The organism is Streptomyces sp. NPDC050842, from assembly GCF_044456565.1.
Classification (GTDB): domain Bacteria; phylum Actinomycetota; class Actinomycetes; order Streptomycetales; family Streptomycetaceae; genus Streptomyces.
The window spans coordinates 300,042-321,696 of sequence record NZ_JBITGA010000009.1 but is presented as its reverse complement, the minus strand read 5'-3'; the positions used below and the strand labels follow the sequence as shown (position 1 = coordinate 321,696).

Annotated in this window: 22 protein-coding genes; 12 read left to right on the top strand and 10 right to left on the bottom strand. The window is 72.4% G+C overall.

The genetic code is table 11. The features are described from left to right. Window positions 1-14: 14 nt before the first annotated feature. From ACIBG6_RS29470 to ACIBG6_RS29455, 4 genes are read right to left on the bottom strand one after another with little or no spacing between them, the layout of a single operon-like run. Window positions 15-863 (bottom strand): family 16 glycosylhydrolase, encoded by an 849-nt coding sequence (locus tag ACIBG6_RS29470; RefSeq protein WP_399225701.1) that lies wholly within the window; start codon window positions 861-863, stop codon window positions 15-17. Next, window positions 860-2,149 (bottom strand): NAD(P)-binding domain-containing protein, encoded by a 1,290-nt coding sequence (locus ACIBG6_RS29465; RefSeq protein WP_399225700.1) that lies wholly within the window; start codon window positions 2,147-2,149, stop codon window positions 860-862. Before ACIBG6_RS29465 ends, ACIBG6_RS29470 begins: the two co-directional genes overlap by 4 nt. Window positions 2,150-2,196: 47 nt before the next feature. Then, window positions 2,197-2,586, bottom strand: coding sequence for a hypothetical protein (locus ACIBG6_RS29460; RefSeq protein ID WP_399225698.1), 390 nt, complete (start codon window positions 2,584-2,586; stop codon window positions 2,197-2,199). Window positions 2,587-2,596: 10 nt separating this feature from the next. After that, complete coding sequence (locus ACIBG6_RS29455) at window positions 2,597-4,390, bottom strand: glycosyltransferase (protein WP_399225697.1); 1,794 nt, start codon at window positions 4,388-4,390, stop codon at window positions 2,597-2,599. A gap of 144 nt (window positions 4,391-4,534) precedes the next feature. Between ACIBG6_RS29455 and ACIBG6_RS29450 the strand changes: the two genes are divergently transcribed. The 4 genes from ACIBG6_RS29450 (at window position 4,535) to ACIBG6_RS29435 (ending at window position 8,792) form a co-directional block, all read left to right on the top strand. Further along, window positions 4,535-5,794, top strand: a complete 1,260-nt coding sequence (locus ACIBG6_RS29450) for an ATP-grasp domain-containing protein (RefSeq protein ID WP_399225696.1) — start codon at window positions 4,535-4,537, stop codon at window positions 5,792-5,794. Window positions 5,795-5,837: 43 nt separating this feature from the next. After that, on the top strand, window positions 5,838-6,929 hold the full coding sequence (locus ACIBG6_RS29445) for a phosphotransferase family protein (protein WP_399225695.1): 1,092 nt from the start codon (window positions 5,838-5,840) through the stop codon (window positions 6,927-6,929). Then, entirely contained in the window at window positions 6,926-8,014 is a 1,089-nt protein-coding gene (locus ACIBG6_RS29440; protein WP_399225694.1) for a GNAT family N-acetyltransferase, read from the top strand. The genes ACIBG6_RS29445 and ACIBG6_RS29440 overlap by 4 nt, the downstream gene beginning before the upstream one ends. A gap of 109 nt (window positions 8,015-8,123) precedes the next feature. After that, complete coding sequence (locus tag ACIBG6_RS29435; protein WP_399225791.1) at window positions 8,124-8,792, top strand: UbiX family flavin prenyltransferase; 669 nt, start codon at window positions 8,124-8,126, stop codon at window positions 8,790-8,792. Here the strand turns inward: ACIBG6_RS29435 and ACIBG6_RS29430 are convergent. Further along, window positions 8,789-8,914 carry a hypothetical protein gene (locus tag ACIBG6_RS29430; protein ID WP_361973296.1) on the bottom strand — a complete coding sequence of 42 codons (126 nt, stop codon included), beginning with the start codon at window positions 8,912-8,914 and terminating at the stop codon, window positions 8,789-8,791. The two genes, ACIBG6_RS29435 and ACIBG6_RS29430, sit on opposite strands and share 4 nt — an antisense overlap. A 125-nt stretch (window positions 8,915-9,039) precedes the next feature. On the opposite strand from ACIBG6_RS29430, the gene ACIBG6_RS29425 reads away from it, so the two are divergent. Both ACIBG6_RS29425 and mqnE read left to right on the top strand, forming a co-directional pair. Then, the gene (locus ACIBG6_RS29425) at window positions 9,040-9,495 is read left to right on the top strand and encodes an Lrp/AsnC family transcriptional regulator (protein ID WP_399225693.1); all 456 of its coding nucleotides are present in this window, start codon (window positions 9,040-9,042) and stop codon (window positions 9,493-9,495) included. Window positions 9,496-9,554: 59 nt separating this feature from the next. Further along, window positions 9,555-10,733 carry an aminofutalosine synthase MqnE gene (mqnE, locus tag ACIBG6_RS29420; protein ID WP_399225692.1) on the top strand — a complete coding sequence of 393 codons (1,179 nt, stop codon included), beginning with the start codon at window positions 9,555-9,557 and terminating at the stop codon, window positions 10,731-10,733. A 55-nt stretch (window positions 10,734-10,788) separates the two neighbouring features. On the opposite strand, the gene ACIBG6_RS29415 is transcribed toward mqnE, so the two are convergent. Beyond that, the gene (locus ACIBG6_RS29415) at window positions 10,789-11,319 is read right to left on the bottom strand and encodes a GNAT family N-acetyltransferase (RefSeq protein WP_399225690.1); all 531 of its coding nucleotides are present in this window, start codon (window positions 11,317-11,319) and stop codon (window positions 10,789-10,791) included. 130 nt (window positions 11,320-11,449) lie between these two features. On the opposite strand from ACIBG6_RS29415, the gene ACIBG6_RS29410 reads away from it, so the two are divergent. From ACIBG6_RS29410 to ACIBG6_RS29395, 4 genes are all read left to right on the top strand, one after another. Beyond that, window positions 11,450-11,716, top strand: coding sequence for a DUF4229 domain-containing protein (locus ACIBG6_RS29410; protein WP_399225689.1), 267 nt, complete (start codon window positions 11,450-11,452; stop codon window positions 11,714-11,716). A gap of 380 nt (window positions 11,717-12,096) precedes the next feature. After that, the gene (locus ACIBG6_RS29405; RefSeq protein WP_399225688.1) at window positions 12,097-13,443 is read left to right on the top strand and encodes a dicarboxylate/amino acid:cation symporter; all 1,347 of its coding nucleotides are present in this window, start codon (window positions 12,097-12,099) and stop codon (window positions 13,441-13,443) included. Between the two features lie 111 nt (window positions 13,444-13,554). Further along, window positions 13,555-14,181 carry a TetR/AcrR family transcriptional regulator gene (locus ACIBG6_RS29400; protein ID WP_399225687.1) on the top strand — a complete coding sequence of 209 codons (627 nt, stop codon included), beginning with the start codon at window positions 13,555-13,557 and terminating at the stop codon, window positions 14,179-14,181. A gap of 206 nt (window positions 14,182-14,387) precedes the next feature. Further along, the gene (locus tag ACIBG6_RS29395) at window positions 14,388-16,187 is read left to right on the top strand and encodes an AMP-dependent synthetase/ligase (RefSeq protein WP_399225790.1); all 1,800 of its coding nucleotides are present in this window, start codon (window positions 14,388-14,390) and stop codon (window positions 16,185-16,187) included. Window positions 16,188-16,208: 21 nt separating this feature from the next. Here the strand turns inward: ACIBG6_RS29395 and ACIBG6_RS29390 are convergent, their stop codons facing one another. The 4 genes from ACIBG6_RS29390 to ACIBG6_RS29375 form a co-directional block, all read right to left on the bottom strand. Beyond that, a complete protein-coding gene (locus ACIBG6_RS29390) occupies window positions 16,209-16,457 on the bottom strand; it encodes an SCO4226 family nickel-binding protein (RefSeq protein WP_399225686.1) in 249 nt (82 codons plus the stop codon). Window positions 16,458-16,492: 35 nt separating this feature from the next. Further along, on the bottom strand, window positions 16,493-17,155 hold the full coding sequence (locus ACIBG6_RS29385) for a pyridoxal 5'-phosphate synthase (RefSeq protein ID WP_399225685.1): 663 nt from the start codon (window positions 17,153-17,155) through the stop codon (window positions 16,493-16,495). After that, window positions 17,152-18,489, bottom strand: coding sequence for an FAD-dependent monooxygenase (locus tag ACIBG6_RS29380; protein ID WP_399225684.1), 1,338 nt, complete (start codon window positions 18,487-18,489; stop codon window positions 17,152-17,154). Before ACIBG6_RS29380 ends, ACIBG6_RS29385 begins: the two co-directional genes overlap by 4 nt. A 121-nt stretch (window positions 18,490-18,610) precedes the next feature. Continuing rightward, window positions 18,611-19,774, bottom strand: a complete 1,164-nt coding sequence (locus ACIBG6_RS29375; protein ID WP_399225683.1) for a thiolase C-terminal domain-containing protein — start codon at window positions 19,772-19,774, stop codon at window positions 18,611-18,613. 106 nt (window positions 19,775-19,880) lie between these two features. Here ACIBG6_RS29375 and ACIBG6_RS29370 point away from each other — a divergent pair, with 106 nt between their 5' ends. Further along, on the top strand, window positions 19,881-21,119 hold the full coding sequence (locus ACIBG6_RS29370; protein WP_399225681.1) for an acyl-CoA dehydrogenase family protein: 1,239 nt from the start codon (window positions 19,881-19,883) through the stop codon (window positions 21,117-21,119). Next, window positions 21,120-21,590 (top strand): nitroreductase family deazaflavin-dependent oxidoreductase, encoded by a 471-nt coding sequence (locus tag ACIBG6_RS29365; protein WP_399225680.1) that lies wholly within the window; start codon window positions 21,120-21,122, stop codon window positions 21,588-21,590. Window positions 21,591-21,655: the final 65 nt, after the last annotated feature.

Sequence of the window (21,655 nt, the reverse complement as noted above, 5' to 3'; positions counted from 1 at the left end):
CGCCCCGCCCCGGCTCACCGCTCCCACACCCGTACCCAGTCCACGCGCATCCGGGCCGTGTCGACCGTGTCCGGCGGGGGCTTCGGCACCCCGACCGCCAGATTGATCAGCACCTCCATGGGCACGTCCGGGATCCGTTCCGTGTCCGTCACCCGGAGGCGTTCGACACCGTCGACGTACCAGACCAGCGCGTCGGGCTCCCACAGCAGACCGAACATGTGGAACCGGTCCGGGAAGTCGGCCGGGCCGTACGTGCCGCGCTGCCGTTCCTCGTCGCCGTCGGATCCGCGCCAGTGCACGTACATGCTGACCTGCTCGGTGGTGTCCAGGAACTCCATGATGTCGATCTCCGGCGGCGTGAACTTCGACTCGGGCATCATCCAGAACGCGGGGAACATGCCCGCCTCGGGCGGGATCCTGATCGCCGCCTCGAAGTAGCCGTACGTGAACGTGCGCCGCGGCTCGCCGTACCAGTCGTCCCGGCCGGTGGAGATCATGCCGGAGGTCCACGGGTAGGTCAGGTCGTCGCTGCCCTCCGTCTCGCGCCGCTCGGCGGTGAGGGTCAGTTCGCCGTCCCGCACCGAGACCTGCTCCGGCAGGTACCACTGTTCTTCGTCGTTGCCGCTGTTGGTGCAGCCGTCCTTGTTCCAGTCGTAGCAGGTGGTCCACGTCCGGCTGTCGAGTTCCGTTCCGTCGAACTCCTCGTCCAGGACGATCCGCCAGGAGCCGGACGGCGGCGGCCCGGTGGTGGGCGCCCGCGGGGCCTCGGCCGTTCCGGCGCAGGCGGTGGCCGTCATCAACAGGGCGGACGACAGCGCCAGCGCCACCCGCCGAAGGGACCGGCGGGCGCCCTTCGCGGTCACCGTGTCCCGCCCGCGACCGAGCCCGCGACCGAGCCCGCGACCGAGGCCGCGACCCGGTGGGCGGCGAACGTCGTCCCGTGGACGAACCGCAGGAGCGGGCCGAAGGTGGGGGCCGCGGCCAGGCCGGTGAAGTACAGGCCGGGGACCGAGGACTCGAACCCCGCCGAAAGCACCGGAGCGCCGCCGGACGAGGTGGCCACCGACGTCCGCAGCGCCGGTTCCAGGACGGGGATCCGTCCCACGTCCACCCGGTAGCCGGTGGCCGCCAGGACGTGGTCGGTGTGCAGGACGTCCCGCCGTCCCGCCGGGTCCTCCAGCTCCAGGCGTACGGCACCGTCCGTGCCGTCCTCCTGCCGGGCCGAGACCAGGCCGCGGTCGCACCACACCGGGAAGCGTCCGTCCACCCGGTCCCGGAGCCACCAGGCGCCGGACGGTCCGAGCACGGTGCGCAGGAAGTGCGCGCGTACCGGGAGCGGCAGACGGCGGTAGGCGGCCGGGCCGTGGCTGACCGCGAACAGCGACCAGCCCGGGCCCAGCGCCGAGCCGGGTTTGCGCAGCCGGGTGGACCGGGACCGGGAGGCCGGCCGGTCCGCCGGCGGAGGGTCGCCGAACAGCAGGGCCCGGGTCCGGGCGATCACGACGGGCCGGGCGCCCGCCTCGTGCAGCAGCGCGGCGCTCTCCAGGGCCGACTGACCCGCGCCGACGACGGCGACGCGCCGGCCCTCGAAGGCGGCGAAGTCCTGGTGATCGCAGGAGTGGGACGCGAGGCCCGCCGTGAAGAGCGGCGCCAGTCCGGCGGGCCGGTGGGCGTACGCGACGAGTCCGGTCGCCACCACCACGGCCCGCGCGGTGACCTCCTCGCCGGTGTCCAGGGAGACGCCGAACCCGCCGTCGGCGCTCCGCACCTCGCGCACGGCCGTACGCTCCACCTCCGGCACCAGGCGCTCCTGGAACCAGTGGCCGTACGCGATGAACTCCTCCACCGGGATCGGATAGGTGTCGCCGACCGGGGGCCGTCCCCGCGCGGCACGGAAGTCCGCGAACCGGTGCCCGCTCTCGGGGGCGGAGATCGAGGAGGCCGCCGGGACCGACTTGAGGAACATGCCGTCGGGCATGTGGGCCCGCCAGGTCGCCATCGGATCGCCGAACACGCGGGTGGTCACGCCGTTCGCGGTCAGCCAGGCGGCGGTGGCGAGTCCGAACGGACCGGCGCCGACGACCACCACGGGAAGCCGCCGGCGCGCGCCGGGGTGCGGGGGCGGGATCGGGGGCGGGTCCTGGGCCATTGCGCGCCTCCTCTCCCGTGCGGGCTTCCTCGGTGCGGAAGGGCTCTTCAACCAGCGTGCACCTCCGTGTCCCGGTTCCGCGCGCCGGAGCGGCCGGGCAGCAGGGCCAGGACGGAGGTCAGGACGGCGAGGACGAGGAGGGACCGGGTGGCGGTGAAGACACCGCCGAGGAAGAGCGCGACGGCCACGAGGGTCGCCGTCGCGAGACCGAGCACGAGGCTGACGAGGGCGGTCTCCAGGGCCGCGGCCGGGTTGCCCCACAGCGGGCTGCCGGCCGGCCGCAGGACGCGCAGGGCCGCGAGCCCCGGGCAGGCGAGCAGGAACGCGGTGACGACGGCCACCCGCACCGGGGCGGCGTCGGGAAGCGTCGTGGCGAGCAGCGCGAGCCACCCGGAGGCGGCGAGTCCCAGGCGCGGGAGGATCGGCGGGAGGTTCACGGGTGCCTCCTCAGTCCGGTGGCGGTGTCACGTAGCGGTAGACGATCGCGTCGCCGTTGTCGTAGACGCGGGTGAAGCCCGGCGCGCCGGCCAGCGCGGCCTGCAGCCGCTCCGAGACGTCGGCCGGCAGGGCCCCGGTGACGTAGAGGTTCATGTCCTGGGCGCGGGTGAGCACGACGTACGCGGGCTTCTCCTCGGTGGCGCCGTAGATGAACCCGGTCACCCCTTCCAGTGGGTCGACGACCATCTGCCGCAGGTCGTCCTCGTCCTGGTAGGCCAGCTGGACCCGGCGGTGTTTCTCGTAGTCCAGGTCGAGGTCGGGCACGTCGGCGGTGAGCGAGACGATCGTCGAGCCCGGTGGGGCGTTCTCGATCACGTAGCGGGCGGCGGCGACCTCCTTGAGCGTGTACTGGTTCAGGGCTTCCTTGCCGAAGTAGCCGAAGACCAGCCCGCCGAGCATGGCGAGGAGGACGGGGTAGACGGCGAGCGTGCGCGCGACGCCCCGCCGGTCGCTCGTCGGCAGCAGGAGGGCCGCCACCAGGAACGCGGCGGCGGGCAGCGCGAAGAGGTAGGCCCGGAAGAGCATCTCGCCGCCGTAGGCGTTGACGGCGAGCAGCGGCAGCGGGGCCACGGCCAGCAGGGGCAGGCCGGTGCGCCAGGTCCACCGGCGGATCAGCATGCCGGCCAGAGCCAGGAGGGCGACCGCGGCCGACAGACCGCGGTCGACCCAGGACAGCAGGATCTGTCCCGGAGCGGCGTCGCCCAGCGCGGCAAGGCCGGAGGCGACGTTCTGGTCGGGCTCGGTGAGGGACTGGATGACGGCGCTGATGTTGACGGAGATGTACGACCGGGCCACGGTCGCGTCCCAGACGGCGGTGAGGACGACCGCGGCGATCAGCACCGGCAGGGCAAGCCGTCGGCTGCGGCGGGGGAAGGACAGCATGGCCATGGCGCTGATCAGCATCAGCGGCGTGAGCGGGTGGGAGACCACGATCGCGGCCACGATCACCACGACCACCACGAGGAGCCCGGGCGGCCAGCCGTCCCGGCGGTCCGGATCAGGGCGGGGGAGCATCGACGACGGCAGCTGCCGGTACAGGAGGGCGATCACGGTCAGGAAGAGGAGGAAGGCGAAGGACTGCGGCGCGAAGTAGTCCTGGCCCACCCAGGAGCAGCTGTAGAAGATCCAGACCGCGCCCCACACGAGCCGCCGGTCGCGGGTCACGCTCCGGTACACCAGGAGCAGCGGGGCGAGCAGCAGGACGTTGGCGACCGGGGGCGTCCAGGAGGCGTACCCGACGGCCGAATCCAGGCCGGTGGTCCGCAGGAACATCGCGTGGAGGTCGAAGAAGCCCGGCCACTCGTTGTAGACGGAGAACTTGTCCGCGTTCGGCACGTCGCCGCCGTGCCGGTTCACCGCGTCGATGACCGCCAGGTGTTTCCAGGCCCAGGAGTAGCGCAGGGTCGGGTACAGCAGCGTGGGCGTGGCGTGGATCAGGGCGATCAGCGCGAAGACGTAGCCGGCCAGCCAGGCGCTGTGGGTGCGGCGGTCGCTCAGGGCCAGCAGGAAACCCAGCGTGAGCAGGGCCGTCGCGACCCAGAAGAGCGGGGGCAGCACCTGGAGCAGTCCGAGGTCCCGCATCTTGTCGAGCGGGACCGAGCGCAGCGACAGCAGCCAGAGGGCGACCGAGACGGGCAGGACCACCCGTGCGGCCCGGACGCGGACGACGTCGGCCCGGGTGCGCGCCGCCGGGGCGGTGGTCTGCTCGGCGGCGGACTGCTCGGCGGCGGGCTGCCCGCTCATCAGGAAACGTCCATGACCTGTTCGGCGGGACCGCACCTTTCGGGAAGTCGCAAAAGGGACATAGTGGTGGTAATTCTAGAACGCCCCCTGCTGTGGGGCCTGATGAGGACGTCGGGCCCCCGGAAACCCGCCGAAGGGAGAGCCGTGAGGCAGCGCGCGCCGGGCGACCCCTCCCTCGATCCGGCGGTGCCCGCGCTCCTCGCCAAGGTCGGCGGGTACCCCCAGCACCACGGCGGGCTCGGCGTGGTGCGCAGCCTCGGCCGGGCGGGCGTCACCGTCCACGCCGTCGTCGAGGACCGGCTCACCCCGGTCGCGCTCTCCCGCCACCTGTCCCGCGCCTTCGTCCGGCCGACGACCGGCCTGGAGCGGCAGGACGAGCTCGTCGCGGCCCTGCTCGACATCGGCCGGTCCGTCGGTACGCGCTGCGTCCCCGTGCCGACCGACGACGAGGCCGCGATCCTGATAGCGGAGCACTACGACGCCCTGTCCGAGTGCTTCCTGCTGCCCCGGGTGCCTCCGGGCCTGCCGCGACTCCTCGCCGGAAAGGCGAGCCTGCACGTGCTCTGCGAGGAGCTGGGGGTCCCGTCGCCGCGCACCAGGGTGCCCGTCACCCGCGACGAACTCGTCGACGCGGGCAGGGAGCTGGGCTACCCCGTCGTGCTGAAGAACCGCGACGCGTGGACCAGGCTGCGCAACCCGGCCGTGGGCGGCACCACCGCGGTCCGCGACGAGCGCGGACTCCTGGACCGGTTCGAGCCGGGCGTCCTGCCCCCGCTCCTGGTGCAGGAGTACATCCCGAGGGAGTGGGCGGAGGACTGGATCACCCATCTGTACTGCGGATTCGGGGGCGAGCCCCGGGTCGCGTTCACCGGTCTGAAGCTGCGGTCCTGGCCGCCGTACGCCGGGGTGACGACCCGGGCCGTGGCGCTGGGCAACCCCACCCTCGTGAAGCTGGCCGCGGACCTGTGCCGCCGGATCGGCTACAGCGGCGCGGCGGACCTCGACTGGCGCTACGACCGCCGCGACGAGCGCTACAAGCTGGTGGACTTCAATCCGCGGACCGGCGCCCAGTTCCGGCTGTTCGAGAACGTCGACGGCGTCGACGTCGTACGGGCCATGCATCTCGACCTGACGGGCCGTGACGTGCCCCGGGGTCCGCTGGTCGAGGGGCGGGTGTTCGTGGCCGGACAGCTCGACCTGCCGTCCGTGGCGGCGTGGCTGCGCGAGGAGCACCGGCTCCCGCCCGGTCTGCTGCCGGGACCGGAGACCGAGCGGGCCTGGCTCAGCCGCGAGGACCCGCTGCCGGCCGTGGCCGAGGCCGTCCGGTTCCTCGGCACCGTCGCACGCCGTGTCGGCCGGGAGGTGAGGGCGAGCGGCGCGCGGAGGTCGTCAAGGCATGGTTAGAGTGAAATATCCGCATTCATTCGATGAATGGCCGGGAGGATCCGTGGACACCGCGCTCCCCCGGACCGTGCCGGGGGACCGGCCCGGCCCCGGACGGTCGGGATGGAGCGGCTTCCTTCCGCTCGATCCGAACCCGCTCCTGACGCGGCCGCTCGACCTGGTGCGGGCCCGCCGCCTCGCCGGTCTGCTGCGCGGCCGGGACGTCCGCTACCGCGATCTGCACCGGCTGGAGCGGACCGTCTCCGACCTGCTGGTGTTCCGCCTGGACGACCGCGCCACGGATCCCCTCGTCATCAAGTACCCGCGCAGTGCCCGCGCGGCCGGATCCCTCACCCACGGTTGCGCGGCCCTGCGGGAACTGGCCGGGGACGACCGGGTCGGGGAGTGGCGACGGCTGCTGCCGCCGGCCGAGGAGCTGCGGTACGACGGCCGGCTGCTGCTCGTGGCGGAGCGCTGCCTGCCGGGTGTCGAGGGAGACGTACTGCTCCGGCGCGCACCCGGCAGGGCCTGGCCCCTGGCCGTCGCGGCGCTCGACTCCGTCGCGGCCCTGCACCGCGCGACCGGCCGCCCGGAGCGGGCCGAGCGCAGGACCGTCGACTGGGTGGACGCCCGCCTGGCGGTGCTGGCCCAGGAGGTCCCCTGGTGCGGCGGGGCCCGCGGCACGGCCGCCGTACGGGCCCTGCGGGAGCGCCTCAACGGCGGCCTGGCCGGACGCACCCTGACCGCAGCCTGGACCCACGGCGACTACCACCCCGGGAACATCCTGGTGGACGAGGAGAGCGGGGCGCTGTCCGGAGTGATCGACTGGGCGGACGCGCGCCCCGACGGGCCGTGCGCCGTCGACTCGTACCTCTTCGTCCTCACGCTGCGGCGGCAGCGCGAGCGGCGGGAACTGGGGCGCATCGTGGCCGACGCCGTGCGCCGCGGCGGGCTGCTGCCCGAGGACCGCGCCCTGCTCGCCCATTCCGACGTCCCGCCCCCGGGGCAGGAGTCCGACGAGGCCCTGCTGCCGCTGCTCACCTGGCTGTGGCACGTGGCGGGGAACGCGGCCAAGTCCGCGCGCTACGGACGCAGTCGCCGCTGGGTGGCCGGCAACGTGGTGCCGGTCCTCACCGAGGTGGTGGCGCGGCGATGAGCACGGTGGAGGTCCTCGCGCGGACCACCGCCGCGGGCCCTGTGCGGGTGACGTCCCCGGCCCCGCGCGACGTCTGGTGGCGGCTGGCCGAGGAGGACGGGGCCACCCTGGTCACCCAGACCCCGTCCTGGCTCGACTGCGTCTGCGACACGGGACCGTACGAGGACGCCAGCCGGCTGTACGCCTTCGAGGGCGGCCGCCGGGTCCTCGTCCCCCTCGTCCGGCGGCGCGGACTGCCCGGGCGGCTGACCGCCGAGGAGTCCTTTCCGTCCGTCTGGGGGATCGGCGGGCCCATGGCGTCCCCGGGCGCGCCCGACGCGGAGGAGGCCCGGGTCGTCTTCCGCGACCTGGCCCGGCGCCCGGCGCTGCGGGTCGGCGTGCGGTTCGGGCCGGACGCCGACCCGGTGTGGCCGTCCGCCGCACCGCCCGACTTCGTCGCCGAGGGGCTCACGACGCACGTACTGGACCTGAGCGGGGGCTTCGGCACCGTCTGGGACCAGCGCTTCCACCAGCGGGCCAGGCGCGACGCGCGCAGGGGGGAGCGGTCGGCCGTCGAGGTGGAGATCGACCGCGAGGGCCGGCTGGTGGGGGAGTTCTACGGGCTGTACGAGACGTCCATGCAGCGGTGGGCCCGGCAGCAGCACGAGCCTCCGGCGCTCGCCCGCCTGCGCAGGTCCCGGGCGTTTCCGCGGCGGTACCTGGAGGCGGTCGCCGACCGGTTCGGCGCCTCGTGCGCCGTCTACCTGGCCCGCGTGGACGGGGAGCCGGCCGCCGGCCTGGTGGTGGTGTCGTACGGAGGCTGGGCGAAGTACTGGCGCGGCGCGATGGACAAGGAACTGGCCCATCCGGTGCGGGCGAGCTTCCTCCTGCAGCGGCTCGCGATCGAGGACGCGTGTGCCGAGGGCCGCGGGTTCTACATCATGGGCGACTCCCGTCCGGGGTCCTCGCTCGCGCGCTTCAAGGAGGGGTTCGGGGCCGAGGGCCGCCCCTCGCTCCGCTACCGCCGCGAACGCCTTCCCCTCACCGAGGCGGACCGCCTCATGAGGGCCACGGCCAAGCGGCTGCTGCGCTTCCGGGACGCCTGACCGGACGCCTGACCGAGGTGGTCCGGGGCCGGGTCGGGGCCGGGAGCGTGCCGTGCTCAGGCCTGGCTTTTCCCGGCCGGATAGGCTCACTGTCGTGGAGTCGCAGGAGATGAAGAGTCGTCGGCCCTGGGTGGTGGGGGTTTCGGGCGCGTCGGGTACGCCGTACGCGGCCGCCGTACTGAGGGGGTTGCTCGCCGCGGGCGAGAGCGTCGACCTCGTCGTGTCGAGGGCCTCGCGGCTCACGCTCCTCGACGAGACGGGCATCTCCTTCCGGGACGCGCACTGGCGCGAGGACCTGGGGACCTGGCTGGCGCGGGGCGCCGACGGGAAGCCCGGCACGTTCGAGGTCGGGGACGCTCTCGACGACGTCCGGTACTGGGCGGCCGGGGATCTGGCCGCGGGGCCGTCCTCGGGCTCGTACCCGGCGAAGGGGATGCTGGTGGTGCCGGCCTCGACCGCCGCGGTGGCGGGAGTGGCACTCGGGCTCTCGAAGGACCTGCTGCAGCGGGTCGCGAGCGTGACGCTGAAGGAGCGGCGGCCGCTGGTGGTCGCCGTGCGGGAGACCCCGCTGAACGGTCAGACGCTCAAGCACATGGTGGCGCTGGACGAGGCGGGCGCCGTGGTGCTGCCCGCCTCTCCGGCGTTCTACGCGGGGGCGACGCACATCCAGGATCTGGTGGACTTCGTCGCCGGGCGGGTGCTGGACGCGGCAGGTGTGCCGCATCGGCTGTACCGCCGGTGGGAGGGAGAGCTGGGTGCGGCTCTCCAGGCTGATTAGCGCTTCTTGGCGCGCTTCTTCGCGGCGCGCTTCGAGGCGGAGGTCGACTGGTGGGCACGCGAGCGGTTGGCCAGGTCCTGCAGCTCGCGCATACGGGCGTAGGCCATCTCGATCGTGTACACGGTGAACACCACTCCTGAAAGATCGTCTTTGATCAACTGAAAGATTCACAGGGCGTCTTCCCTGTGTACCTTAGATTCTATACCTAAACTCGCGGTATCGCTGGACAATGGAAGGCCTCATACCTATGGACGCCGTGGACAGGCAGCTCATCCAGGCTCTGCGCGAGAACGGTCGTGCCTCGTACGCCGAGCTCGGCCGGCTCGTCGGGCTCTCCGGCCCCTCCGTCACCGACCGCATCAACCGTCTTGAGGCGGCCGGGGTCATCACGGGCTACCGCGCCACCGTCGACGCCGCCTCGCTCGGCCTCGGCGTCACCGCCCTCATCGGCATCTCCCTCTCGGACGCCGCCGACCACGAGGACGTGGCGCGCCGTCTGAAGGACCTCGCCGAGATCGAGGACTGCTGGTTCATCGCCGGTGACGACTCGTACATGCTCAAGGTCCGCGTCGGCGACGTCGACGGCCTGGAGAAGACGATCCGCCGCCTCAGCGGCACGAAGGGCGTCTCCCGCACCCGTACGACGATCGTGCTCTCCACCAAGTGGGAGAACCGGGTCGGGGACCTGCCCGAAGAGGGCTGAGAGTACGGTGGTGGAGCCTGATTTCGGAGACGTGGAAGACGAGAGGGAGGCGGCCGTTCATGACCGCATCTATCAAAGATGTAGGCCTCAAGCGCGAACTTGAGCAGAAGGTCCGGGACGGTGAGCGGCTGAGCCGCGAGGACGGCATCGCCCTGTACGAGTCCGATGACCTCGCCTGGCTCGGCGGGCTGGCCCACGAGGTCCGGACCCGCAAGAACGGCGACGTGGTGCACTTCAACGTCAACCGTCACCTCAACATGACGAACGTGTGCACCGCCTCCTGCGCGTACTGCTCCTTCCAGCGCAAGCCGGGCGAGAAGGACGCGTACACCATGCGCATCGAAGAGGCCGTGCGTCTCGCGAAGGCGATGGAGAACGACAACCTCACCGAGCTGCACATCGTCAACGGGCTGCACCCCAACCTGCCCTGGCGGTACTACCCGCGCTCGCTCTCCGAGCTCAAGAAGGCCCTGCCGAACGTCTCCCTCAAGGCCTTCACCGCCACGGAGATCCACCACTTCGAGACGATCTCCGGGATGTCGGCCTCCGACATCCTCGACGAGCTGATCGAGGCCGGTCTGGAGTCCCTGACCGGCGGCGGCGCCGAGATCTTCGACTGGGAGGTCCGGCAGCACATCGTGGACCACCGCACCCACTGGGAGGACTGGTCCCGGATCCACCGCCTGGCGCACTCCAAGGGCCTCAAGACGCCTTCGACGATGCTGTACGGGCACATCGAGGAGCCGCGCCACCGCGTCGACCACGTGCTGCGGCTGCGTGAGCTCCAGGACGAGACCGGCGGCTTCCAGGTCTTCATCCCGCTGCGCTACCAGCACGACTTCGTCGACATGCAGGACGGCAAGGTCCGCAACAAGCTCCAGGCGCGCACGACGATGGCGACCGGCGCGGAGGCCCTGAAGACCTTCGCGGTCTCCCGGCTCCTCTTCGACAACGTGCCGCACGTCAAGGTCTTCTGGGTCATGCACGGTGTCCAGACCGCGCAGCTCGCGCTCCAGCACGGCGCGGACGACATGGACGGCTCGGTCGTCGAGTACAAGATCACGCACGACGCCGACAACTACGGCACGCCGAACAAGCTGGGCCGCGAGGACCTGCTGGAACTGATCAGGGACGCGGGCTTCCGCCCGGTCGAGCGGAACACCCGCTACGAGATCATCCGCGAGTACGACGGCCCGGACGCGAGCCGCCGCGAAACGCCGCAGTCGATGCGCTTCTGACGACGTGTGAGGCACCAGGAGAAGGGCCGGCGGCGACACCCCGCCGGCCCTTTTCTCACAGGGGCAGCAGCATGATGATGTCGTCGCGGTCGTCGCCGGGGGCGACCCGGATCGCGTCGGGGACGCGGCCGACCTCCTTGTACCCGGACTTGGCGTAGAAGCCGTCGACTCCGGTGCCGCCTCGGCAGGTCAGGCGGATCGCGTCGATCGCCTCGAAGCCCTCGGCGGTACGGGCAGTGTGCTCGACGGCCGCCATGAGGTCGGCGCCGTAGCCCTTGCCCTGGTGGCGGGGGTGGACCATCACCGTGTAGAGCCACACCCAGTGGGTCATCAGCGGGTGGGTGTTGAAGGTGAAGAACGCGGTGGCGGCGACCTCGCCGTCCTCGTCGCGGCCGACGAGCAGGCGCGTACCGCCCTCGGTCATGGCGACGAGGTGCTTGAGCAGTGCGGGGCGGATCGCCTCGGGGGTCACAGGGGGGACGAAGCCGACGGCGCCGCCCGCGTTCGAGACGTCCGCCCAGAGGGCGAGCACGCCGTCGCGCAGGGTCCGGTCGACCGCCGGATCGACCTCGAAAGTAAGGGTCATGGGCGAAGCCTATCTATTACCTCTCGCGGCTCAACCCCCCGCTCCCGGCGAGCGCCCCTCGCCGTGCTTCACTGGAGGGGCGCTCGTCCCGTATGGGAACTTTTCGGAACGGAAGAGTGGACTGACTGACATGCTCCGCTACTCGCTGATGCGGCTCGGCATCTTCGCCGGGTGCTTCTTCGCCCTGTGGGGTCTCGTCTACGTCGGCGTGCTGCCGCGCGGCCTGGGCGACTCGAACCTGCTCTGGGTCCTCGCCCTCGCCATCGTCATCTCCGCCCCCCTCAGCTTCGTCCTCCTGCGCAAGCAGCGCGACGACATGAGCGTCGAGATCGTCGAGAAGGTCGACCGCGCCAAGGGCCGGCTGGCCTCGAACCGGTCCCAGGAAGACGCGCTCTAGCCCGTATAAGGGCTGCGTAAGCTTCGTCACAGATCCACCCGGATCCTCCCGGATCCCACCCACCCCAGCTGGAGCTTCCCAGGCTCCTGCCTGGGGTGTTCTGCGTTTCGGAGGCGCGGAGGCCTCTCCAGGTCTCAAAGAATGGCTTTGAGGATCTCAAAGTTCAAGTGTTAACGTGTTCGACATGACGACAGCAGTGCGCCTCTCTCATGCCGCGAGCATCCCGCTCGTGGCGCGCCTGCACGTCGATCTGTGCCGCTGTATGTCCGCGGTCTGTTGCCGCGAGCTCTGACCCGGCATCATGCAGCGGCCCGCGTGAAAACGCGTGTGTGCCGCACCCCCGTCCCGTATTCCCCGATACGCACCTGTGGAGTGTGTCTGTGTCCGCGTCCGCGACCACACCCGAGCAGAAGTCCCCGGCTTCCTCGCGCATACCCAAGATCCCCTTCTGGGCCCAGATCATCGCCGGTCTCGTCCTCGGCGCACTGCTCGGCTGGATCGCCCGCAGCCAGGACGTCTCCTGGCTGAAGGAGACCCTCGGCCAGGTCGGCGACATCTTCGTCCAGCTGCTGAAGCTGGCCGTCGCGCCGCTCGTCTTCTTCGCGATCCTGGTCTCGATCACCAACCTGCGGAAGGTGAACAACGCCGCCAGGCTCGCCACCCGCACGCTGCTCTGGTTCATGATCACCTCGCTGATCGCGGTCGCCATCGGCCTCGCGATCGGCCTGATCACCAACCCGGGCGCCGGCACCGGCCTCACCCCGCAGGACGGCAAGCTGCCGAAGCGCGAGGGTTCCTGGATCGACTTCCTCACGGGCATCATCCCGTCGGACGTCATCACGCCCTTCACCGAGCTGAACGTCCTCCAGATCGTCTTCATGGCCGCCGTCGCCGGCATCGCCGCCCTCAAGCTCGGCGACCGCGCCAAGCCGATCCTCACGCTCTCCGAGTCGATCCTGGAGCTCCTCCAGAAGGCCCTGTGGTGGGTCATCCGCCTCGCCCCGCTCGGCACCGTCGGCCTCATCGGCTTCGCCATCGCCGACTACGGCTGGGACCTGATCGGCAAGTACGCGACCTTCACCGCCGACGTCTACATCGGCTGCGCCCTGGTCCTCTTCGGCGTCTACCCGCTGCTGCTCGCCACGGTCGCCAAGGTCAACCCGCTCCAGTTCTACAAGGGCGCCTGGCCGGCCATCCAGCTGGCCTTCGTCTCCCGCTCCTCGGTCGGCACCATGCCGGTCACCCAGAAGGTCACCGAGCGCCTCGGCGTCCCGAAGGAGTACGCCTCCTTCGCCGTCCCGTTCGGCGCCACCACCAAGATGGACGGCTGCGCCGCGATCTACCCGGCGCTCGCCGCGATCTTCATCGCGCAGATCTTCGACGTCCAGCTCGGCATCGGCGACTACCTGCTGATCGCCTTCGTCTCGGTCATCGGCTCGGCGGCCACCGCCGGTCTGACCGGCGCGACGGTCATGCTGACGCTGACCCTCTCCACCCTCGGCCTCCCGCTGGAGGGCGTCGGCCTCCTCATGGCGATCGACCCGATCCTGGACATGATCAGGACGGCCACGAACGTCGCAGGTCAGGCGCTCGTCCCGGTGATCGTCGCCGCCCGCGAGAAGATCCTCGACCACACCGCGTACGCGAACGCCTCCTCGTCCCCGCTCGACGAGCTGGTCGCGGTCGGCGAGACCGACCAGAAGGTCGCGGTCACCGCCGCCGCCTGACGTACCACCAGCCCTGCCTGAACGCCTTCGTGCCCCCTGCCCCCGTCCGGGCAGGGGGCACGTAGGCTTTGGCGGGGCAGCCGATCGATCTTGGAAACAGGGGTGGGCGCCATGACCGACGGCGCGAAGGCGCGGCGGTTGCCGCGGGCCGTCCGGGAGCGGCAGATGATGGACGCGGCCGTGTGCTGCTTCGCCCGGCACGGGTACCAGACGGCGTCCATGGACGAGATCGCCGAGCTCGCGGGGGTCTCCAAGCCGCTGGTCTATCTGTATCTGGGCTCCAAGGAGGAGCTGTTCACCGCCTGCATCCGGCGGGAGGCGGGCGCGCTGCTCGCCGCCGTGGCCGCCGGTGTCGAGGACCGGAGCCGGCCCGCCGACGAGCAGCTGTGGGCGGGGCTGCTCGCCTTCTTCACGTACGTCGCGGACCACCCGGACGCCTGGGTGATGCTGAGCCGGCGGTCGTGGACGCAGGGGGAGCCGTTCGCGAGCGAGGCGGCGCGGATGCGGGAGGGGATCGCGGCCTTCGTGGCGGGGTTGCTCGGGGAGGCACACGGGGGCGTCGCCGGGCGGGAGGTGGAGGCCCTCGCGCAGGCGCTCGTCGGGGCCGCCGAGTCGCTGGCCGACTGGGCCGGTTCGACGCCCGGGACGACGGCCAGGGACGCCGCCGCGACGCTGATGAACTTCGCGTGGGCGGGGCTCGGAAACCTCATGAAAAGCGAGCGCTGGTCTCCCCCTTGAGGCTTACCCCGCAGTAAGGTTACCGGCTAGTCATCACCTGGCACGGCCACCGCCGGCGGTCCCCAGGAGCGCAACGTACCGACGCACGACCTCAGTTCATCGCGAAGACCGAGGAGCCGCACGTGTCCGTCGTCACCGCCGCATCCGGGACCGAGCCGGTCGAGCCGCAGAAGTTCCTGGTGGACGGGCGGGTACGGGAGGTCTCCATGCCCGCCCTCGTGCCCCAGGTGCGCCGCGGCTCCCTCGCCGACCTGCCGTACGACAACGCCCGTCAGGACCCCGAAGCCCCGCTCTTCTCCCGCAAGAACCCGCAGGGCGAGTGGTACGACGTCACCGCGTCCCGCTTCGCCGCCGACGTCCACGCCGTCGCCAAAGGGCTCATCGCCCACGGCCTGCGCCCCGGCGACCGGCTCGCCCTCATGGCCCGCACCACCTACGAGTGGACCCTGATCGACTTCGCCGCCTGGGCCGCGGGACTCGTCACCGTCCCCGTCTACCCCACCTCGTCCGCCTTCCAGACCCGCTGGATCCTCCAGGACTCCGGCGCCGCCGCCTGCGTCGTCGAGGACCCCGAGCAGGCCCGACTCGTCTCCGCCGAACGGCGCCAGCTCCCCGGCCTCGCCCACCTCTGGGCCCTCGACACCGGCGCCGTCGACCTGCTCCGCAGAGCGGGTGCTCGGGTCGCCGACGAGGCCGTCACCGCCCGGCGCGGACTCCTCACCCCCGAGACCCTCGCCACCCTCGTCTACACCTCCGGCACCACCGGCCGCCCCAAGGGCTGCGCCCTCACCCACGCCAACTTCTTCGCCGAGGTCGACAACGCCGTCCGGCTCCTCCACCCCGTCTTCCTCGCGGAGAGCAAGGAGCCCGCCGCCACCCTCCTCTTCCTTCCGCTCTCGCACGTCTTCGGCCGGATGGTCTCCGTCGGCTGTGTACGGGCCCGGGTCCGCGTCGGCCACGCCCCCTCCGTCGAGGGCGAGGAACTCCTCACCGACCTCGCCGCCTTCCGGCCCACCTTCCTCCTCGCCATCCCGTACGTCCTGGAGAAGGTCTTCAACACCGCCCGCGCCACCGCCGAACGCGGAGGCAAGGCCGCCGCCTTCGACCGCGCCGCGAAGATCGCCCGCCGGTACGGCGGGACTTCGGCCCCCTCGGTGCCCCTGCGGGCCGCGCGGGCGCTGTACGACCCGCTCGTCTACCGGCGGATCCGGGCCGCGCTCGGCGGCCGCGTGAAGTACGTGATCTGCGGCGGATCCCCGCTCGGCGCCCCGCTCGCCGAGTTCTTCAACGGCGCGGGCGTCGAGGTCTTCGAGGGGTACGGCCTGACGGAGACCACGGCCGCCTCGACGGTCACCCCGCCGCGGCGGCCGCGCACCGGCACCGTCGGCTGGCCCCTGCCGGGCACCGCCGTCCGGATCGCCGACGACGGGGAGGTCTGGCTCAAGGGCGCCCACGTCTTCGCCGGGTACTGGGACGCCCAGCGCGGGGCGGCCGTGCCGTACACCGACGACGGCTGGTTCCCCACCGGCGACCTCGGCTCGCTCGACGACGACGGCTACCTGCGGATCACCGGCCGCAAGAAGGACATCCTCATCACCTCGGCCGGCAAGAACGTGGCTCCGGCCCCGCTGGAGGACTGGCTGCGCGCCCACCCGCTGGTCGCCCAGTGCATGGTCGTCGGCGACGACCGCCCGTACGTCACGGCCCTGATCACCCTCGACCACGAGGGCCTCACGCACTGGCGGCGGATGCGGCACAAGGACCATCTGGCGCTCTTCGAGCTGACCCGGGACGAGGAGCTGCTCGCGGCGGTCCAGCGGGCCGTCGACGACGCCAACCGGCTGGTCTCGCGGGCCGAGTCGATCCGCGCCTTCCGGCTCCTGACGACCGAGTTCTCGGAGCGCTCGGGCCACATGACCCCGTCGCTGAAGCTCAAACGGCGGGCCGTGCTGCGGGACTTCGCGCGCGAGATCGACGAGATGTACGGGGCGGGGGGCACCCCGTGAGGGGTGCCCTTCGGGGATTCCTCACACCGTGAGGGACACCTCGTGGATCTCGTCGGCCGGGTGGCCCGTGCGGGCGTGGACCCGCTGGACGGATTCCATCGAGGGGCCGTGCGACAGGCAGTAGACCGTTCCGGACTCCGGGTCGGCCCACGCCCTCTCGAAGTGGACGCCCTCGTCCTTCTCGACGGCGAGGTCGGCCGCGTGGGCTTCCTTGAGCTGCTCGGCCGTGATGCCCACCATGTCGCGGTGCACGTCCATGTACGTCGCCATGGTTCTCACACCTCCACTTCCATGGTGCGCCGCTTTCACGGCCAGAGCAGCTCGCGGACCCAGCCGGTGCCGGTCGCCGGGTCGCGGCGGTAGCGGAGGCGGAGGTGGCGGCGCCGGGCGTCGCCCTGGAAGAACTCGACCTCGGCCGGTTCGACCACGTACAGGGTCCAGGTGGGGGCGTGGGCCTCCGGTTCGGCCTCGGCCCGGCGCCAGGCCGCCGCGCTCGCCTCGGCGAGGGCCTCGGGGGAGTCCAGGACCTCGCTCTGCCGGCCGACGAGCGCCGAGGCGAGGGCACCGGTGGTGCGGGCGTGGAGGTCCTCGTACGCCTCCTCGGCGGTGCCGGTGGTGACGTGGCCCCGGATCCGGACCTGGCGGCCCTGGACCGGCCAGTAGAAGCCGAGGGCGGCCTCGGGGCGGGCGGCGAGCTGGCGGCCCTTGGCGCTGCCGGCGTGCGAGGCGAAGTGCCAGCCGCGCTCGTCGGCGTCGTGCAGCATCACCGTACGGACGTCGGGCCTGCCGTCCTCGTCCACGGTGGCCAGGGAGAGGGTGTGCGGCTCGGTCTGGCCGGCCGCGACCGCCTCCGCGAACCAGTCGTGGAAGAGGGCGAGGGGCTCGGGCGGGGCGCCCGCGGGGTCGAAGGAGGGCAGCTCGGTGTCCCAGACCCGGAGGGAGCGGAGGGCGTGGTGGAAGTCGGTCATGCGGTCACGGTAGGGCTCGGGGTGCCGTCGCCGGTGGCCGGAGTGGTGGCCGGAGTGGCGGGCGGCGTGGGGGTCGAGGCGGCGGTCGGTGCGGCGGGCGCCGCGTAGTCCTCGATCGGGACCGCGTTCGCCGCCGCCTGGATCCCGTCGCGGATCTTCTTCGCGATGAGGTTCTTCCAGGGCGTCTTCGGCAGCGTCCGCACCATGAGCATGCGCAGGGCGATCTTCCACTTCGAGCCGACGGTCATCTCCTTGACGAAGCCCTCGGCCATCTTCTGGTTCTGCTCCACGCCCGGCCGCATCCGCTCCTCGTAGCGGGCGAAGGCCACGGTGTGGTCGCCGCCCGCCCGGGCCAGCTCGCCCGCCAGGACGTACGCGCCGGTGAGGGCGAGGCCGGTGCCCTGGCCGGAGGCGGGGGAGGAGCAGTGGGCGGCGTCGCCGAGGAGGACGACGCGCCCCCGCGACCAGCGGTCCATCTCGACGAGGGCCATGGAGTCGAGGTAGAAGTCGTCGGCGTCGGCCGCGTGCCCCAGGAGCCGGGGGACCTCCCAGCCGTCCCCCGCGAAGGTGTCGGCGAGCAGCCGCTTCTGGTCGGTGACGTCCCGGAGGTCGTAGGGGACGTCCTCGGGTGCGGAGAAGATGAAGAGGTTCTTCGCGTCCGTCTCGCCCGAGGCGCTGTAGACGCAGAGCAGCTTCTCCGGGATGGCGTGGTACGTCTCCCAGCGGTCCAGGCCCAGGTGGTTGGGGGCGGTGAAGATGGAGATGTACGCGCCGAGGTGGCGCTTGAACCGCTCCTCCTCGCCGAAGACCAGGCGCCGGGTGTTCGAGTGCAGTCCGTCGGCGCCGACGACGAGGTCGAAGCGGCGGACGGTGCCGCTCTCGAAGGTCACGGTGACCCCGTCCGTGTCTTCGGGGCCGTCTTCGAGTGCGGCGATCGAGTCGTCGAAGAGGTACTCGACGTCGTCGCGGGTCCGGTCGTAGAGGATGCGGGCGAGGTCGCCGCGCATGATCTCGTCGTCCTCCTCGACGCGTCCGCCGAAGATGTCGGCGGGCAGCTCGCCGATGGTGCGGCCGGCGTCGTCCACGTACGAACCGCCGCGCATGTCCGTGGACTTGGCGCGGATCTCGTCGAGGACGCCCATCCGCCGGCAGACCTCGATCGCGGTGCCGCGGATGTCGACCTTGTAGCCGCCGGTGCGGAGCTCGGGGGCGCGCTCGACGACGGTGGGGGCGAAGCCGTAGCGGTGCAGCCAGAGGGCGAGGGCGGGGCCGCCGATGGAGGCGCCGGAGATGAGGACGGTCTTGGCGGCGGTGTTCATGGCCTGGTGCGTCATCGCAGGACTCCTTGTCGGGTGGTGCGGGCCTTCCCCTGCCCGCACCGATGACTATACGGATGTCCTACACGTCTGTCTATGACGCTTGTATAGATTCTTGGGGCGACGTCGGGCGCCGGGGTCAGTCGCGGCCGAGCACCACCGTCCCCGAGGAGCAGAACCAGCCCCCCGTCCCCGAGGCCACCGCAAGCCGCGGGAGCGAGCCGTCCGCCCGCCGCACCTGGAGTCCTGGCGCCTCCCCGCGCAGCTGCCGCACCGCCTCCACCAGCAGGAACAGCCCCCGCATCCCGGGGTGGCAGGCCGAGAGCCCGCCGCCGTCCGTGTTCACCGGCAGCCGGCCCTTCTCCCCGAAGAACGCGCCCCCCTCGCCCTTCGCGCAGAAGCCCAGGTCCTCCAGGGTCACCAGGGTCATGTAGGTGAAGGCGTCGTAGATCTCGGCGAGGTCGACGTCGGCCGGGGTCACCCCCGCCCGCTCGAAGGCGAGCCGGCCGCTGACCGCCGCCGGGGAGACCGTGAAGTCCTCCCACTCCGACATCGTGGTGTGCGAGACGTGCTCGCCCGTGCCGAGGATCCAGACGGGGGTCGTCCGGCAGTCCTTGACGTACTCCTCGGCGACGAGCAGCACCGCGCAGCCGCCGTCGCTGCGCAGGCAGCAGTGCAGCTTGGTGAACGGGTCCGCGATCATCGGCCCGTCCAGGACCTCGTCGACGGTGATCGGGTCGCGGAACATCGCCTCGGGGTTGAGCGCCGCGTTCGCCCGCGCCTCCACGGCGACCTCGGCGAGCTGCTCCAGGGTCGTCCCGTACTCGTGCATGTGGCGGCGGGCGGCCATCGCGTACTTGGCGATCAGGGTGTGCCCGTACGGGACTTCGAACTGGAGAGGGCCGCGCGAGCCGAAGGAGAGGTTCGCGGTGCGGCGCCGGGCCCGGATGTCGGCGCGGGCGGTGGAGCCGTACACCAGCAGCACCGCGTTCGCGTGGCCGGCGGCTATCGCGTCGGCGGCGTGCGCGGCCATGACCTCCCAGGTGGCGCCGCCGACGGCGGTCGAGTCCACCCAGCGGGGGCGCAGGCCCAGGTATTCGGCGACCTCGACCGGGGCGAGCGTGCCGAGCCCCGTCGAGGCGACGCCGTCGATCAGCGAGCGGTCGAGGCCGCTGTCCGCGAGGGCGCGCCGGGCGGCCTGGGCGTGGAGTGCGTACGGGGTGGCCTCGTCGACGCGGCCGCTGTCGGAGAGGGAGACGCCGACGACGGCGACGCGGCGGGGGCTGCGTGGAGTGGCGGGCATGAATCTGACGGTACATCAGATTTGTCGAAACGGGACCGGCGTCTCTCTGGGCAACCGGCACCGTACCGCCCTAGCATGACGCACCGTCAGATACGGAGGGAGCTCCATGGACGCCGCCGACACAGCAGCGGACTCAGCCGCCCGCGCCACCGCGCCCGAGGTCGCGCTCGCAGTCGCGCTCACCGGGGAGCAGCAGAAGTTCCGCCACACCCTGCGCGACCTGCTCGCCGAACGGGCCCGACCAGGGGGGAGCCGCGCCGCCGGCCCCGAGGGGTACGACACGGGGCTCTGGGCCCGGCTGGCCGACACCCTCGGCCTCGCCGGGCTCGCTCTCCCCGCGGAGTACGGAGGCGCCGGCCGCGGGTCCGCCGAACTCGCCCTCGCCTGCGAGGAGACCGGCCGCGCCCTCGCGCCCTCCCCGCTCCTCGCCACCGCCGTGCTCGCCGCCCCGCTCATCGCCGCCCTCGGCACCCCCGCCCAGCGCGCCGAACTCCTCCCGCGCATCGCCGACGGGAGCCTGACCTGCGCACTCGCCGTCCCGGGCGGCTCCCTCGCGCTCGCCCTCGGCCTGACCGGCGACAACACGGCGGAGCACTGGTCGGGCGGCGGCCGGGCCGGCGGGATCCAGGCGCGCGCGGTGGACGGGGGCTGGCGGCTGTACGGGGAGGCCGCCCAGGTCCTCGACGGACACACCGCGGACCTGCTGCTCGTCGCCGCCCACACCGGCGGCTTCGCCCGCAGCCGCACCCTTCTCTTCCTGGTGAGGGAACGGGAGGGCGGGACCCCCGGGGTCGTACGGACCCGGCGGACCGCCCTCGACCCCACCCGCCCCCAGGCCGGCGTCGAACTCCGGGACGCCGAGGCCGAACTCCTCGGCGAGGAACCGGCCGACGTCCTCGGCGCGCTCGCCGCCACCGGCCGCACCGCCGCCGTGATGCTCGCCGCCGAGGCGGTGGGCGCGGCCGGCGCCGCGCTCGACCGGGCGATCGCCCACCTCGGCTCGCGCGGACAGCCACAGGCACAGGCGCAGGCACTGGCCGCCAAGGGCACCCTCGCCGACCTGTACGTCCGGGTCGAGGCCGCCCGCTCCCTGACGTACTGCGCGGCCCGGGAGCCCGGGCCCGGACCCGAGGGCGGGCCGCTCGCGCTCGCCCAGGCCCTGGAGGCACTGCGCGCCACGACGGGCGAGAGCGCCCGGCTCCACGGCGGCGACTCCACCGAGGACCAGGAGGCACGGCTCTTCTTCCAGCGGGCCGCCTCCGACGAACTGCTCTTCGGGCCCGCCCGGCGCCTGCGCGCCCGGGCGGCGGAACGGACCGGACTCTTCGGAGAGGTGGCGGCGTAGATGCCCGTCGGCGTGAGACTGATGCAGAAGGTGTCCTCGACCAGGACGTTCGCCCGGATCGCCCCGCACGTCATCCCCGCGATGGACAAGACGGTGCACCGGCTGACCAGGGGAAAGGTGCTGCTCAGCGCCCGGATGCTGCCGGGGGTGATCCTCACCGCCCGGGGCGCGAAGAGCGGGCAGCCCCGGGTGACGCCGCTCGCCTGCATGCCGGAGCCGGACGGCGGCTGGCTACTCATCGGCTCCAACTTCGGCCGCCCGGGTCATCCCGCCTGGACGGCGAACCTCCTCGCCCACCCGGACGCCGAGGTCAACTGGCGGGGCGAGGACATCCCCGTACGGGCGGAGCTCCTCGCGGGGGAGGCGCGGGCGGCGGCCTGGAAGTCGGCCCTCGTGTTCTGGCCGCCGTACGCCACGTACCAGCAGCGGGTGGAGCGGGAGATCCGGCTCTTCCGGCTGACCCGGCGCTGAGGTCCGGCTGTCGCCCCGGAAACGGCGACGCCGACGGCGGTTCCGCTCCGTGGGGGCGGAGCGGT